Annotated in this window: 12 protein-coding genes; 2 read left to right on the forward strand and 10 right to left on the reverse strand. The window is 68.1% G+C overall.

The window, feature by feature from the left end; genetic code table 11:
- Positions 1–15 precede the first annotated feature (15 nt).
- Positions 16–984: a type IV toxin-antitoxin system AbiEi family antitoxin domain-containing protein gene (locus ABTX24_RS14380; RefSeq protein WP_350840481.1), complete on the forward strand. Its 969-nt coding sequence runs from the start codon at positions 16–18 to the stop codon at positions 982–984.
- A gap of 126 nt (positions 985–1,110) precedes the next feature.
- On the opposite strand, the gene ABTX24_RS14385 is transcribed toward ABTX24_RS14380, so the two are convergent.
- The 6 genes from ABTX24_RS14385 to whiA form a co-directional block, all read right to left on the reverse strand.
- Entirely contained in the window at positions 1,111–1,470 is a 360-nt protein-coding gene (locus ABTX24_RS14385; protein WP_160022595.1) for an RNA polymerase-binding protein RbpA, read from the reverse strand.
- Positions 1,471–1,602: 132 nt separating this feature from the next.
- Entirely contained in the window at positions 1,603–1,833 is a 231-nt protein-coding gene (gene secG / locus ABTX24_RS14390; RefSeq protein WP_008357155.1) for a preprotein translocase subunit SecG, read from the reverse strand.
- 43 nt (positions 1,834–1,876) lie between these two features.
- The gene (gene tpiA / locus ABTX24_RS14395; protein ID WP_350840483.1) at positions 1,877–2,686 is read right to left on the reverse strand and encodes a triose-phosphate isomerase; all 810 of its coding nucleotides are present in this window, start codon (positions 2,684–2,686) and stop codon (positions 1,877–1,879) included.
- Positions 2,686–3,909 (reverse strand): phosphoglycerate kinase, encoded by a 1,224-nt coding sequence (locus tag ABTX24_RS14400; RefSeq protein WP_350840485.1) that lies wholly within the window; start codon positions 3,907–3,909, stop codon positions 2,686–2,688. Before ABTX24_RS14400 ends, tpiA begins: the two co-directional genes overlap by 1 nt.
- A 38-nt stretch (positions 3,910–3,947) precedes the next feature.
- The gene (gap, locus tag ABTX24_RS14405) at positions 3,948–4,946 is read right to left on the reverse strand and encodes a type I glyceraldehyde-3-phosphate dehydrogenase (RefSeq protein ID WP_350840487.1); all 999 of its coding nucleotides are present in this window, start codon (positions 4,944–4,946) and stop codon (positions 3,948–3,950) included.
- A gap of 186 nt (positions 4,947–5,132) precedes the next feature.
- Positions 5,133–6,119: a DNA-binding protein WhiA gene (gene whiA, locus ABTX24_RS14410; RefSeq protein WP_045547796.1), complete on the reverse strand. Its 987-nt coding sequence runs from the start codon at positions 6,117–6,119 to the stop codon at positions 5,133–5,135.
- 329 nt (positions 6,120–6,448) lie between these two features.
- On the opposite strand from whiA, the gene ABTX24_RS14415 reads away from it, so the two are divergent.
- Positions 6,449–6,805, forward strand: coding sequence for a hypothetical protein (locus ABTX24_RS14415; RefSeq protein ID WP_350840489.1), 357 nt, complete (start codon positions 6,449–6,451; stop codon positions 6,803–6,805).
- Positions 6,806–6,872: 67 nt separating this feature from the next.
- Here the strand turns inward: ABTX24_RS14415 and ABTX24_RS14420 are convergent, their stop codons facing one another.
- The 4 genes from ABTX24_RS14420 to ABTX24_RS14435 are packed head-to-tail and all read right to left on the reverse strand — an operon-like array spanning position 6,873 to position 14,743.
- A complete protein-coding gene (locus ABTX24_RS14420) occupies positions 6,873–7,853 on the reverse strand; it encodes a gluconeogenesis factor YvcK family protein (RefSeq protein ID WP_502891087.1) in 981 nt (326 codons plus the stop codon).
- A 2-nt stretch (positions 7,854–7,855) separates the two neighbouring features.
- Positions 7,856–8,722: an RNase adapter RapZ gene (gene rapZ / locus ABTX24_RS14425; RefSeq protein ID WP_091041005.1), complete on the reverse strand. Its 867-nt coding sequence runs from the start codon at positions 8,720–8,722 to the stop codon at positions 7,856–7,858.
- A gap of 3 nt (positions 8,723–8,725) precedes the next feature.
- The gene (gene uvrC, locus ABTX24_RS14430; RefSeq protein ID WP_350840493.1) at positions 8,726–10,702 is read right to left on the reverse strand and encodes an excinuclease ABC subunit UvrC; all 1,977 of its coding nucleotides are present in this window, start codon (positions 10,700–10,702) and stop codon (positions 8,726–8,728) included.
- Positions 10,703–10,762: 60 nt separating this feature from the next.
- A complete protein-coding gene (locus tag ABTX24_RS14435) occupies positions 10,763–14,743 on the reverse strand; it encodes a GH92 family glycosyl hydrolase (protein WP_350840495.1) in 3,981 nt (1,326 codons plus the stop codon).
- Between the last annotated feature and the right edge of the window lie 136 nt (positions 14,744–14,879).

A 14,879-nucleotide genomic window follows, 5' to 3' on the forward strand; every position in this document is an offset into this window, starting at 1 on the left:
CCCAGACTCTGGGACATGGACATCAACGAGATGCTGTTCAGCGGAAGCCTCGGAAGCAGCTTCCCGCTGCCGGCGACCGAGCCATTCACCTTCAGGATGGCCCGCGAAGCCGGGATCTCGCGGAGGCGGCTCGGCACGCTTCTCGAGACGGGCCTTGTGCGTCGCCCCATCAAGGGTGTGTATCTGGCCACAGAGGCGGGCGACTCCCTGGCCGTACGCGCTGCCTGCTTGAGACTGGTCGCACCCGCCGACTGCATCGTCGTCGACCGACATGCCGGCTGGCTCCTCGGAGCCGAGATGATCCTCGCCCCCGGCGAACACATCAGCCTTCGACCGCTCTCGTTCTTCCGCCCGTCCGGCCGCGGCCGCCTTCGCAACCACATCGCCAGCAGCGGGGAACGCGACGTGGCGGACAGCGAGACCGAGGAGATCGGCGGCCTGAGGGTCACCACCGCGCTACGTACGGCCTGGGATCTCGGTCGCGTCCGCTGGCCCGATGAGGCGATCGCCGGAGTCTCGATGATGCACCGGCTCGGCGCGTACGAGCCTGAGGAGTTCATCGAAGGGATCGAGCAGTTCCGCGGTCAGCGATGGGTCACCACGCTTCGCGAAATCGGCCCGCTGGCTGACGGGCGGTTCGAGTCACCGCCCGAAGCGGTGCTGGGTCTGCACTGCCATCAAGCGCGGTTTCCCATGACGCCGCAGGTCGAGGTCTCCACCGCGACCGGAGAGTTCGTCGCCCGTCTCGATCTGGCCAACGAGGACCTCCTCGCAGCTGTCGAGTACGACGGCGCGGAATGGCACTCCTCCCCCGGCCAGCAGGTACGTGACCGGGAACGGCGCACGGAGGTGTGTCGAGAAGGCTGGCTGGTCGAGGCGTTCACGAAGAGCGATATCTTCACGCGGACCGGCACTGCAGACGTACGCATCCGGCAACTGCACAATCGGGCGCTCCGGCGGCGCGGTGGACGGCTGGCGAGCTGAACGGGACAGTTGCGCCGACTCGATCGCTTCACACGGGACTGACGAGCCGACTCGCGCTCCACGGGTGGGACAGATGCGCCGAGTCGGCGCCTCTGCTTGGAGCAGATGCGCCGACTCGGCGGGGGTTCAGAAGATGATCTCGCCGGATTTGCGGCGGGAGCGGAGGAGAGCGATTGCCTCCTCCAGGATGTCCTCGGCCTCGGCGTCGGAGCGGCGCTCCTTCACGTAGGCGAGGTGGGTCTTGTAGGGCTCGATCTTCGGCGCCGGGGGCGCGTTCTCCTCGTCCAGACCGGCTGGGAGCCCACACTTGGGGCAGTCCCAGGAGTCCGGCGGCGTCGCCTCGACGGCGAAGGTGATGACCGAGCGATGTGCGTTGGTGCAGAAGTAGGTGACGGCCTTCCGCGGCGCTGCCTCGCCGCGCTCCGCCTCACCCATCGGCCCAGCACCGACTCGGGAGCCCCGAATCGCGTTCCCTCCACCTGCCATGGTGCTGCGGTGTCCTCTCTCAACTTAAAGTTCGCAGCCCCGAGAGGCCACTTTGGGGGAATCGGACGGCAAAATCTCCGTCCAGCGTCGATGAGTTTAGACGCTATCGCGCGTGCGCTGAAGGGGAATGTTTCAGTAGGCCATCAGCAGGCCGAGCGCGATCACACAGGCGAACCAGATGACACCGATGCCGATGGTGAGCCGGTCGAGGTTGCGCTCGACGACCGACGATCCACCCAGCGAGCTCGAGACACCGCCACCGAACATGTCGGAGAGTCCGCCACCGCGGCCCTTGTGAAGCAGCACGAGCAGGATCATCAGCGCACTCGCGATGACCAGGATGATGGTGAAGAGAAGTTCCACGTCTGAAATCCTATCTGGAGAGCCCGAAACCTACAGCACTGGCCTAGAGGACCGGCAGGTCGTAGTAGCGCGAGATGGCCGCGAAGTCCTCGACCGAGAGACTCGCCCCGCCGACCAGCGCCCCGTCGACGTCGGCCTCCTGCATCAGCGCGGCCACGTTGTTGGGCTTTACCGAGCCGCCGTAGAGGATGCGTACGCCATCGGCGATCTCCGCGCCGTAGCTCTTCTCGAGCTGGTCCCGGATGCCGGCGCAGACCTCCTGAGCGTCCTGCGCGGTGGCGGTCTCCCCCGTGCCGATCGCCCAGACCGGCTCGTAGGCGATCACGACCTGGCCGACCTCGGCGTCGGTGAGCCCGGCCAGCGAACCCTCGACCTGGGCGGTGCAGTGGTCGAGGTGGTTGCCGGCCTGGCGGACCTCGAGGCCCTCGCCGACGCAGACGATCGGGATCATGTTGTGCTTGAGCGCGATCTTGGCCTTGAGCGCGACGATCTCGTCGGTCTCGCCGTAGTGCTCACGACGCTCGGAGTGACCCACGATCACGTAGGAGCAGCCGAGCTTGGCCAGCATCGCGGCCGAGACTTCACCGGTGTAGGCGCCGGACTCCTGGGTGGAGACGTTCTGGGCACCGTAGGTGATGCGCATCTTGTCGCCGTCGACCAGCGTCTGCACCGAACGGATGTCGGTGAACGGCGGGAAGACCGCCACCTCCACGGCGGCGAAGTCGTGGCGCTTGTCGGAGAGCGTCCAGGCGAGCTTCTGGACCAGGACCACCGCTTCTTGGTGGTTGAGGTTCATCTTCCAGTTGCCGGCGATGAGCGGGGTGCGGCCCGTGGCCGGCTTCTTGGCCGCCATCAGCCCAGTCCTCCGACCACGGTCGCCTCGTCCAGCACGGCGACGCCCGGAAGGGTCTTGCCCTCCAGATACTCGAGCGAGGCACCGCCGCCGGTCGAGATGTGGCCGAACTGGTCATCGGCGAAGCCGAGCTGGCGGATCGCGGCGGCGGAGTCGCCACCACCGACGACCGAGAGGCCGTCGATCGTGGTGAGCGCCTGGGCGACCGCGCGGGTGCCCTCGGCGAAGGAAGCCTGCTCGAAGACGCCCATCGGGCCGTTCCAGAAGACCGTCTTGGCACCCTCGAGCGCAGCGGCGTAGGTCTGGGCCGACTCCGGGCCGATGTCGAGCCCGAGCGAGTCGGCCGGGATCGCGTTGGCCGCCACCACACGGGCGGAGGCCTCGTCACCGAAGGAGTCGGCGACCACGACGTCGGTCGGCAGCAGGATCTCGACGCCGATCTCCTCGGCGCGCTCGAGGTAGCCGAGCACGGTGAGGATCTGGTCCTCCTCGAGCAGCGACTGGCCGACCTCGTAGCCCTGGGCCTTGAGGAAGGTGAAGACCATGCCGCCCCCGATGAGCAGCTTGTCCGCCTTGCCGAGCAGGTTGTCGATCACGCCCAGCTTGTCGGAGACCTTCGAGCCGCCGAGGACGACCACGTAGGGGCGCTCGGGGGTCTCGGTGAGCCGCTTGAGAACCTCGATCTCGGTGGCCACCAGGCCGCCCTGCGCGCTCGGAAGCAGCTTGGCGACGTCGTAGACGGAGGCCTGCTTGCGGTGGACCACGCCGAAGCCGTCGGAGACGAAGGCGTCGGCCAGGGCGGCGAGCTCGGCGGCGAAGGTGGCCCGCTCGATGTCGTCCTTGCTCGTCTCACCGGCGTTGAAGCGTACGTTCTCCAGCAGCGCGACCTGACCGTCGGCGAGCCCGCCGACGACCGAGCTGGCGGAGTCGCCGACGGTGTCGGTCGCGAAGGCGACCTCGGCACCGAGCAGCTCACCGAGGCGGGTCGCCACGGGCGCCAGCGAGTAGGCCGGGTCGGGCTCTCCCTTCGGCCGACCGAGGTGGGCGACCACCACGACCTTGGCGCCGGCGTCGGCCAGCGCCTTGATCGTGGGCACCGAGGCACGGATGCGACCGTCGTCGGTGATCGTCGTGCCTTCCAACGGGACGTTGAGGTCGGAGCGCACGAGAACTCGCTTGCCCGCGACACCCTGCTCGATGAGCTGCGTGAGATTCAGAGACATAACGGGCTAGACCCTAACCTGTGAGGCAGGTCGTTGGGTCACAGGCTCGCGCCAACGTACGCCACCAGGTCACCGAGCCGGTTGGAGTAGCCCCACTCGTTGTCGTACCACGCTGCCACCTTGACCTGGTTGCCGATCACCTTGGTCAGCGGGGCGTCGAAGATCGAGGACGCCGGGTTGGTGACGATGTCGGAGGAGACGATCGGGTCGGTCGAGTAGACGAGGTACTTCCCGTCCGCGGCCTTCTCCATGATCGAGTTGATCTCCTCGACCGAGGTCTCGCGCGAGGCCTCGAAGGAGAGGTCGACGATCGAGCCGGTCGGCACCGGCACGCGCAGGGCGTAGCCGTCGAGCTTGCCCTTCAGCTCCGGCAGCACCAGACCGATCGCCTTGGCGGCGCCGGTCGAGGTGGGCACGACGTTGAGAGCGGCCGCGCGGGCGCGGCGCATGTCCTTGTGGATGTTGTCCTGAAGGTTCTGGTCGGCGGTGTAGGCGTGGACCGTGGTCATCAAGCCCTGGTTGATGCCGACGCCGTCGTTGAGCGCCTTCGCCAGCGGCGCGAGGCAGTTGGTCGTGCAGGAGGCGTTGGAGATCACCGTGTGGACCTCGGGGTCGTAGACCGACTCGTTGACGCCCATCACGATGGTGGCGTCCTCGTTCTTCGCCGGCGCGGAGATGATCACCTTCTTCGCACCGCCGGAGTCGATGTGGGCGCGTGCCTTGGTCGCGTCGGTGAAGAACCCGGTCGACTCGATCACGACGTCGACGTCGAGGTCCTTCCAGGGGATGTTGGCCGGGTCGCGCTCGGCGTACGCCTTGATCTCCTTGCCGTCGACGACGATCGCGTCCTCGGTGGCGGACACGTCGGCGCCGAGCGGGCCGAGGATCGAGTCGAACTTCAGCAGCGTCGCGAGGGTCGTGTTGTCGCTGAGGTCGTTCACCCCGACGATCTCGATGTCGAGGTCGGAGGCGCGCACCGCGCGGAAGAAGTTGCGGCCGATCCGGCCGAATCCGTTGATGCCTACTCGAACTGTCACGTGGACTCCTGGTTCGCGTCGAAAAGATTGTGCGCGGGATCACCCGCTGACGCCGACACTACCCAGCGCCTCTGAACAGCGGGAGACTGGGTTGGATCGTTCCAAAAGACGGACGAGTAGCAAACGGCCCGAGCCCCTCGATCAGTCGAGGGGCTCGGGCCGGTTCTCAGGTTGTGGATGCTGCTCTCAGGCGTCCTCGGCGAGCATCTCCGCGGTCAGCGACGCCTCCGTGTCAGGGATGCCGAGCTCCTCGGCCCGCTTGTCGGCCATGGCCAGCAGGCGGCGGATGCGGCCGGCGATCGCGTCCTTGGTCAGCACCGGGTCGTGGAGCTGTCCGAGCTCCTCGAGCGAGGCCTGCTTGTGCTCGAGACGGAGCTTGCCGGCCTGGCGCAGGTGGTCGGGGATGTCCTCGCCGAGGATCTCCAGGGCGCGCTCGACGCGGGCGCCGGCGGCGACCGCGGCACGGGCCGAGCGGCGCAGGTTGGCGTCGTCGAAGTTGGCGAGCCGGTTGGCGGTGGCACGCACCTCGCGGCGCATCCGGCGCTCCTCCCAGGCCATCAGCGACTCGTGGGCGCCCAGGCGGGTGAGCAGCTGGCCGATCGCGTCACCGTCGCGGATGACCACGCGGTCCACGCCGCGTACCTCCCTCGGCTTCGCCGAGATGCCGATACGACGGGCGACGCCGACGAGGGCGAGAGCCGACTCCGAGCCCGGGCAGGTCACCTCCATCGAGGAGGAGCGGCCCGGCTCGGTGAGCGAGCCGTGGGCCAGGAAGGCACCGCGCCAGGCGGCCACCGCGTCGCAAGCTCCGCCCGAGACGACGGCAGGCGGAAGACCCCGCACCGGCCGGCCACGCTGGTCGAGAAGGCCGGTCTGACGCGCCAGCGCCTCACCGTCCTTGACCACGCGCACGATGTAGCGGCTGCCCTTACGGAGTCCGCTCGCCTGGATGAGAGCCACCTCTGCCTCGTGACCGAAGACGTCGGCGATGTCTCGCTTCAATCTCCTGGCGGCCAGACCGGTGTCGAGCTCAGCCTCGACCACGATCCTGCCTGCCACGATGTGGATCCCCCCAGCGAACCTCAACGTCGAGGCAACCTCTGCCTTCCGGCAGCATGTCTTGGTGATCTGAGTGGAGGCCAGCTCGGCCTTCACCTGTCCCGTCATCGCCATGCCGGAGAGTCTTTCATTGATGTCAACGACCCTCGAATCGGTTCCACGTCAGAGCGCTCTGTGTGGGGCAGAGCGAGGCTTGCAGTGAGAGGAACGGCGCCGGCCGGGCATGACGCGATGAGCACGCCGATCTCTCGTCGGCGAGAGTGGATACCGGCGACGTCGGGCGGCGAAATCACCGTTCCAGCGGCCAGCCCTGACCGCATGTCCTAGCGTGCGTCATCGTGGCTCAACCCTCTATCGACCCCCGCGACCCGGATTCGCGCCTGCTGTGGATCTTCGTCCTCAGTCTGTGCTGTACGCCCGGCCCGTTCGGCGCACTCACCTCGGTGGAGTCCAGGGACGCTGGTGTAGACGACTTGGTCTTCTTCGTCGGAATCGAGTGCCTCGTGCTCGCCGGCCTCGTGGCGGGAGTCGTAAAGATCGCTCGTACGCCGGTGTACCCGCCTGATCGCTGGGCCGCGAGCGCATATCTGGTCCTGGGCGTGATCCTTGCCTGCATGGGAGGCGGAGGAATCGTCGAGGGGGCGCCGTACATCGAGACAAAGACAGGCACTTCAGACTGGGGATATCGCGTCGACGGCGTCATCCATGCCGCCCTCGGCACAGCGCTTCTGTGCCTCTTCATTCGTGAGCTCCGTCAACGTCGCCGCGCTCGCTTGGACCTGGAGAACTCGCCCACCTGACACGTCGCGCCGACGAGTACGTGCCCGTCGAATCGCTGATCGCGGTCCTCGCCGCAACGTTCGAGCGCTAACCCGCCCCGATCACCCTCGCGTACGCAGCGGCAAGCCGCTCCGGGTCGTGGCGAGGAGTCCCGTCGCCGACCGCGACGTCGGCGACCTCGACCTGCGCACCGCACTTCTCGGCCACCCGCGACAGGTCGTCGAGACCGTCGAGTGAGGAGTCGACGAGGACGGTGTGGATGCGGAGGTCAGGGGCGTGGTCGAGGAGGACCGAGAGGTGCTCGGCGGGGCCGAACCCGGTCGTCTCCCCCGGCTGCTCGCCGAGGTTGAGCACGACGACGATCTTCGCGGAGGTGGCGACCAGGGCCTCGCGCAAGGCCCGGACCATCAGGTGCGGCAGGACCGAGGTGAACCAGGACCCCGGCCCCAGGAACACCCACTCCGCGTCCTGGATCGCCTTGACCGCGTCGGGTGCGGCGGGAGGGTTGTCCGGGATCAGCCTGATCGACTCGATGATCCCGTCGGTGCTGGCGACCTCGACCTGGCCCTGCACCGACGTGAGGGCCTCGGGAGATCCGGGCACCAGGCCGCGTACGTCGGCGACGATGTCCATCGGCACCAGCGCCATCGGCAGCACCCGGCCCTTGGCGCCCAGCAGGCGGCCGACCCAGTCGAGGGCCTCGACGTGGTCGCCGAGCTGCTCCCACAGGCCCACGATCAGCAGGTTGCCGAGGTTGTGGCCGCGCATCTCGCCCTCGCCGGCGAAGCGGTGCTGCAGCACCTGCGCCCAGGTGTCGTCCCAGCGGTCCGCGCCGCACAGCGCGGCGAGCGCCATCCGCAGGTCGCCCGGCGGGAGCACGCCGAACTCCCGTCGGAGCCGGCCGCTGGAGCCGCCGTTGTCGGCGACCGTCACGATCGCGGTGAGCTGGTCGACGGTCAGGTCGTCGACCAGCAGCCGCAGCGCGCTCAACGACGCATGCAGTCCGTGCCCTCCCCCCAGGGCGACGACGGCCTGGGCATCTGCCCCGGGTCGGTCGGCCCCGGCCACTCTCACTCCCGCCCGAGGTCTCGGTGGATCGCCTTCGCATCCAGGCCGGCATCTCGCAGCCGCCTGGAGATCTCCTCCGCCATCGCCACGCTGCGGTGCTTGCCGCCCGTGCACCCGATCGCCACGCGCATGAACCTCTTTCCTTCGTGGAGGTAGCCCTTGGTCACTCCGATGAGCACCGGAACATACCCGCTCAGGAACTCCTCCGCACCAGGGCGCGAGTAGACGTAGGCGGCGACGTCGGGGTTGTCACGTCCGTTGCCGTCCTTCAGCTCCGGCACCCAGTGCGGGTTGGGCAGGAACCGCATGTCGGCCATGAAGTCGGCGTCGACCGGGATCCCGTACTTGAACCCGAAGCTCACCACCGACACCTTCAGGGTGGTTCGCTCCGGGGTGCCGAACGCCTCCGCGATCCTCGCGGTGAGCTGGTGCACGTTGAGCTGGGTCGTGTCGATCACGAGGTCGGCGGCGCCACGCAGGTTGGCCAGCACCACCCGCTCCCGCTCGAGCGCATCCAGCAGCCGCTCGTTGCCCCGCTGCATCGGGTGCGGCCGCCGCGCGGCCTCCTGCCGGCGTACCAGGGTGTCGTCGGCGGCGTCGAGGAAGACCAGGGTCGTACGCCGCCCGGTGGCTCCCTTCGCCACGATCTCCTCGAGCTCGGCGAAGAAGGACCCCGAACGTACGTCGGTCACGACCGCCACCGGCTGCTCCGGGCCGCGGGCCGCGTCGACCCGCTCGACCACCTGCGGGAGCAGGCTCGGCGGCAGGTTGTCGACGACGTAGTAGCCGAGGTCCTCCAACTCCTTGGCGGCGGTGCTCCGCCCAGCACCGGTCATGCCGGTGATGACGACGACCTCCCCCTTGTGCATGACCTACTCCTCGATGATCTCGCCGGTGGTGACGTTGATGGCGCTAACCTTGCCATTCTTCGCGGTCTGCTCCACAGCGGTCTTGATCGCTGTCGCGGTGCCGGGGCCGATGCCGGGCACCTGAGCGATCTCCTCGACGGTTGCGGCACGGAGCTTCTTCAGCGAGCCGAAGTGCTTCATCAGCGTCTTGCGGCGCACCTCACCGAGGCCGGGTACGTCGTCGAGCAGGCTCTCCACCATGGACTTCGACCGACGCCCGCGGTGGTGGGTGATGGCGAACCGGTGCGCCTCGTCGCGGACCCGCTGCAGCAGGTAGAGACCCTCGGAGCTGCGCGGCAGGATCACCGGGTCCTCCTCGTCGGGGACCCAGACCTCCTCCAGCCGCTTGGCCAGGCCGACGACCGGGATGTCGTCGATGCCGAGCTCGGCCAGGGCGCGCTGCGCGGCCGCCACCTGGGGCGCGCCTCCGTCGACGACGACCAGGCCCGGGGCGTAGGCGAACTTGCGGGGCCGGCCGGTCTCCGGGTCGACCAGCATCGGACCGCTGGCCCCCTCGACCTCGGTCGAGACGATCGACGTCGATTGCTCGTCGAGAAGTCGCTTGAACCGCCGGGTGATCACCTCGTGCATCGCCTTGACGTCGTCGGAGCCGTCCTGGCCCTTGATGATGAAGCGCCGGTATTCCGACTTGCGAGCCAGGCCGTCCTCGAAGACCACCATGCTGGCCACGATCTCGGTGCCCTGCAGGTGGGAGATGTCGTAGCACTCGATCCGGAGCGGAACCTCGTCGAGCTCGAGCGCCTCCTGGATCTCCTCGAGCGCCCGGTTGCGGATGGTCAGATCGCTGGCGCGCTTGGTCTTGTGGAGCGCGAGGGCCTGCTTGGCGTTGTTGGCGACGGTCTCCTGGAGCGTCTTCTTGTCGCCGCGCTGCGGGACCCGGATCCTGACCTTCGCCTTCCGTACGTCCGAGAGCAGGTCCTCGAAGGTCTCGTGGTCGGGCGGGAGCGCCGGGACGAGGATCTCGCGCGGGATCGCCTCTGCGTCCTCGCCGGCGTAGAGCTGGAGCAGGAAGTGCTCGACCAGGCCGGCGGTGTCGGCGTCGTCCATCCGGTCCGCGACCCAGCCGCGCTGGCCCTTGATTCGGCCGCCGCGTACATAGAAGATCTGCACGCCGACCTCGAGCGGGTCCTCGGCCAGGGCGATCACGTCGGCGTCGGCACCGTCGCCGAGCACCACCGCCTGCTTCTCCAGGGCCCGCTGCATCGCGGCGAGATCGTCACGCAGCCGCGCGGCCTTCTCGAAGTCGAGGGCCTCGGACGCGGCGTACATCTCCTTCTCGATCCGCTTGGTGAAGGTCGCGGTGTGGCCGGCCATGAAGTCGCAGAAGTCGTCGACGATCTCGCGGTGCTCCTCGGCGGAGATGTTGCCGACGCACGGGGCGGTGCACTTGTCTATGTAGCCGAGAAGGCAGGGACGGCCGATCTGCTGCGAGCGCTTGAAGACGCCGTTGCTGCACGAGCGCATCGGGAAGACCCGCAGCAGGATGTCGACGGTCTCGCGGATCGCCCAGGCGTGCCCGTAGGGGCCGAAGTATCTGGTGCCCTTGCGCTTGGCCCCGCGCCCGACCATGACCCGCGGGAACTCTTCGGAGACGGTGACCGCGAGCCAGGGGTAGGACTTGTCGTCGCGGTACTTGACGTTGAACCGCGGGTCGAACTCCTTGATCCAGGTGTATTCGAGCTGGAGCGCCTCGATGTCGTTGTTGACCGTCGTCCACTCGACGCTGGCCGCGGTGGTCACCATCGTGGCCGTGCGCGGGTGGAGACTGGGGATCGGCTGGAAGTAGTTCGCGAGCCGTTGACGCAGGTTGATCGCCTTGCCGACGTAGATCACCCGCCCCTTGGGATCGCGGAACCGGTAGACCCCTGGCTGGGTCGGGATGCTCCCAGCTTTCGGGCGATAGCTCTGCGGATCGGGCACGTCCGCCAGCCTATCGGCGAGCACCGACAGGCTGGCGGTACGTGGACGTGCCCGGGTCGGCTAGCCCAGCAGCTCCACCTCCGAGAGCGTGATCGGCTCGCCGGACGTCCCGGTGAACTCGATCCGGATCCGGTTGAACCTCGACTCCGACTCGAGCTTGAACGGCCGGGTGGCCTGCTGCCAGGCGAACTCCTCACCCGAGCGCCGGTCGAGGACCTTCCAGTCGGTGCCGTCGTTCGACCCCTTGACGACCCAGCCGCTCGGCGAGCGGCCGTCGGCGCCGTTGGTGAGGGTGTAGAACGACACTGGCACCTTGCTCCCGGAGAACCGGTACTCGACCCAACCGTCGCCGGCCACGGTCGTCTGCGTCCCGGAGTCGTTGTCCACCAGTCTCTCGCCGTCGTTGCCGCTGGCCGAGACCGTGCCCTTGCCCGCACCCGACTTGTCGGCGATCGGCGTGGCCGGCTCCGAGCCGGTGGTCAGCGAGGGCGGGACGGCGCTGGGCGAGGTGCCCCAGCGCGACGGCTTCGAGCCCATGTCGAACTCGATGGTGCCGCCGTCGGCGAGCTCCTGGTGGGAGACGTACGTCTTGTCCCAGGTCTTGCCGTCGATCGTGACGCCCTGGACGTAGATGTTCTCGTTGCTGTTCTTCGGTGCCTTGATCACCAGGTCCTTGCCGCCCTCGAGGTGGAGGGTGGCCTTGGTGAACTGCGGCGAGCCGAGCACGAGGTTCTCGCTGCCCATCTGGAGCGGGTAGAGGCCCAGGGCGGCGAAGAGGTACCACGCCGAGGTCTCGCCGTTGTCCTCGTCGCCGGCGTAGCCCTGCCCGATCTCGGAGCCGGTGTACATCCGGCGCAGGGTCTCGCGGACGATCTCCTGCGTCTTCCAGGGCTGCCCGGTGTAGCTGTACATCCACGGGATGTGGTGGCTGACCTGGTTGGAGAAGCCCCACTGCCCCATGCGTACGTCACGGGCCTCACGGATCTCGTGGATGATGCCGCCGTAGGAGCCCGGGTACTCCCCCGTCTCCGGCGTGGAGAAGAAGGTGTCCAGCTTCTTGGCGAGCCCGCCGCGACCGCCGTAGAGGTTGGCCAGGCCCTGGCCGTCCTGCGGGGTGTGGAACGCGAAGTTCCACCCGTTGGTCTCGGTGTAGTCGTGGTCGCTCCCCCAGATCAGCGGGTTGTAGTCGGCCGGCGACTTCTTGAACGTGCCGTCGGCGTTGCGACCCTGGAAGAAGCCCACCTTGGTGTCGAAGGTGTTGACGTAGTTGCGGGCGCGGCCGAGGAAGTACTCCGACTCCTCCCGCAGCCGCTTGCGCTCGGCCGAGGAGATCCCGTCGCGCTCGGCGAGCTTCGCGGCCATGTTCCCGATGCCGTAGTCGTTGATGTAGCCCTCGAGCCCCCAGGAGACGCCCTCGCTCACGGCCGCGGGCGTGTAGCCGAGGAACACCGAGGTCTGCATGCCCTTGCGGCCGACGTTGGAGTTGGTCGCGGAGCCCGGCGGACGGACCGTGGCGTTCTTCACGGCGGCCGCGTAGGCGGCCTCGGCGTCGATCCCCTCCACTCCCTTGACGTACGCGTCGGCGAAGGAGACGTCCGAGCTGGTGCCGGTCATCAGGTTGGCGTAGCCCGGCGAGGACCAGCGCGAGATCCAGCCGTTGTCCTTGTACTGCTGCACGAAGCCGTTGACCATCTCGGCCGCCTGACTCGGCTCCAGGAGCGAGTAGGCCGCCCAGGTGGTGCGGTAGGTGTCCCAGAAGCCGTTGTTCACATAGACCTTGCCGTCCTTGATCTCGGCCCCGGTGTGGGTGGGCGTCGTGCCCGGCGGGTTGGTCTCACCGGAGGTGGACTGCACGGCGTGCTTCCAGACCGGCTCGTCCTCGGTGCCGGTGTTCTCATGCCCCGAGTTCGGGTAGAGGAAGAGCCGGGCGAGGTTGGAGTAGACGGTCGTCTTCTGGTCCTCGGTCGCACCCTGGATGTCGAGCACGTCGAGCTTGTCCTGCCACAGCGCCTTCGCCTTCTCCTTGACCGTGTCGAAGGAGTCGTCGCCGACCTCGAGCTCGAGGTTGCGCTTGGCCTGGTCGATGCCGATCAGGCTCGTGGCGATGCGCATCGTCACGGTCCGGTCCGCGCCGGCGTCGAACGCGAGATGGCCCTGTACGTTCGGGCGCTCGCCGGTGGCGTACTTGCCGCCGCCGGTGACCGGCTGGTCGAAGGTCGCGTAGACGTACATCCGGGTCGCGCCGTTGGACAGGCCGCTGCGGGTGTCGGTGAATCCGGTCAGCGTCCCGGCCTCCGGGTCGAGGGTCAGCCCACCGTCGTTGTTGACGTTGTCGAACACCAGCCGGGCGGAGTCGCCGGGGTAGGTGAACCGGAAGACGGCCGCATGGTCGGTCGGTGCGATCTCGGCGCTCTGCCCGTTGTCGAAGCCGACCTTGTAGTAGTGAGGACGCGCGGTCTCGTTCTCGTGCTCGAAGGTGAGCTCACGCGCGTTGCGGCCCGGGTCGGGGATGCCCTCGGCGGCCGACGGCATCACCTGGAAGGTCTGCCGGTCACCCATCCACGGGCTGGTCTCATGGCTCAGCGTCAGCGCCTGCAGGCTGGTCCGGTTCTGAGCGTCGTTGTCCTGGTGGTAGCGGTAGAACCAGGACAGCGAGCCGGCGTTGGTCATCGGCGCCCAGAAGTTGAAGCCGTGCGGGACCGCGGTCGCGGGGATGTTGTTGCCCCGCGAGAAGCTGCCGCTGGACTGGGTGCCACGCGTGGTGACGGCGTAGTCGACGCGGCTGGTGCCCTCCGGCTCCTCCGGGGACGCGGTGATCTCGATGTCGTCGTACCAGCCGCGGAACTTCGTCGGGCCGCTCGGGGCGTCGACGGCGACCAGGATCCGATCGATCGTCCTGCCCGCGGCGACCTCGCCGATGACGGAGGTCTTCTTGTTCCACTGGTTGGTGTAGAGCGACTTCGACTCGCCCTGGCCCTGCGGGGACAGTACGTAGCCCTGCTCGTCGAGCGCGCCGAGCTCCGAGAGCAGGGTCCCGTCGGTGAAGGCCAAGTCGACCGCCGTGTAGGTGCTCGGGTAGCTCAGGTCGCCCTCGATGAACTCCGGGAAGACCAGGTAGGACAGCTCGGTCTCGTCGCCGACCGGGATGTCGACGTCGAAGACGCGGTTGTAGGAGTGGCCCTTGTCGGCGGTGATCTTGCCGGCGTACTCGAAGGCGTGCACCCCGGTGAAGCCGACCTTCGACTTCGCGGCGTACGCCGAGGCCGGACCGTCGTCGGGGTGGCTCGTCATGTTCTTCAGCGGCGGCGGGGGCTCGGAGCCGTCGGAGAGCTGCCACTCGGCGAGCTGGATGATGCCGCCGCTCTGGTTGGCGGAGATGTCGATGCGGTAGTGGGAGTACGCCTGCGGTGAGGCGATCTCGAACTCACGGGTCTGGAAGCGCTCGTCCCAGGACTGGCCGGTCCGGGTGTCGACGGTCGTCCAGGTCTGGCCGTCGGTGGAGCCCTGGATCACCCAGTTCTTGGGGTCACGTTCGGCGGCGTCGTTGGCCGAGGTGAGGGCGTACCTGACGACGTTGACGGGCTGGTCGAGCTCGACCTGCACCCAGCCGGTGGTCGCGAAGGTGAGCCACTTGGTGTTGATGTCGCCGTCGACGAGCTCGGCGGCCCCCTCGCCCGAGCCGGAGTTCTCTCCGCTGGCGGTGACGCCGGTGATGTGCTCAGAGATGTCGCCGGGGATGCCGAAGGGGTCGGGTCCGGTGACGCCCGCGGTGCGCGGGTTGCCGTCGTCATCGGTGTCGACGAGGTCGGCCCAGCTGGGCTGCGGGTCGCCCTCCTCGAAGGAGGTCGCCCAGTCGCCGCCCTCGGCGGCCTGCTGGGGGTCGGCGGTGTTGCTCCTCGGGGCCGAGGGCTCAGGTGCCTCCGGCGTCGCGAGCGCTGGTGCGGTGCCGCTCATCACGGCCATCAGCGTCGCCGTCGCGGCGATCATCGCGGCCAGGCGGGCCCGGCCTCTCGTTCTGCGTGGTACGTCCCAACGATGCATCGGTGTGATCTCCTTCACATGGGGGCCATCCCAGATGGAACCGTGACATGACAACGTTGTCAACGACGTTTCCGAAGGATTTACGCGTGCACTCTGTGGATCCCTCGCGATTTGTGCCGACACACGGGAAGAATCA

It is taken from the genome of Nocardioides sp. NPDC127514 (assembly GCF_040302125.1).
Taxonomy (GTDB): domain Bacteria; phylum Actinomycetota; class Actinomycetes; order Propionibacteriales; family Nocardioidaceae; genus Nocardioides.

What these genes read in the sequence shown, in the direction of transcription:
- ABTX24_RS14380 (WP_350840481.1), top strand. Translation starts at nt 16, where the DNA reads ATGGACATCAACGAGATGCTGTTCAGCGGAAGCCTCGGAAGCAGCTTC.
- tpiA (WP_350840483.1), bottom strand. Translation starts at nt 2,686, where the DNA reads ATGGCGGCCAAGAAGCCGGCCACGGGCCGCACCCCGCTCATCGCCGGC.
- whiA (WP_045547796.1), bottom strand. Translation starts at nt 6,119, where the DNA reads ATGGCGATGACGGGACAGGTGAAGGCCGAGCTGGCCTCCACTCAGATC.
- ABTX24_RS14400 (WP_350840485.1), bottom strand. Translation starts at nt 3,909, where the DNA reads ATGTCTCTGAATCTCACGCAGCTCATCGAGCAGGGTGTCGCGGGCAAG.
- ABTX24_RS14385 (WP_160022595.1), bottom strand. Translation starts at nt 1,470, where the DNA reads ATGGCAGGTGGAGGGAACGCGATTCGGGGCTCCCGAGTCGGTGCTGGG.
- rapZ (WP_091041005.1), bottom strand. Translation starts at nt 8,722, where the DNA reads ATGCACAAGGGGGAGGTCGTCGTCATCACCGGCATGACCGGTGCTGGG.
- ABTX24_RS14435 (WP_350840495.1), bottom strand. Translation starts at nt 14,743, where the DNA reads ATGCATCGTTGGGACGTACCACGCAGAACGAGAGGCCGGGCCCGCCTG.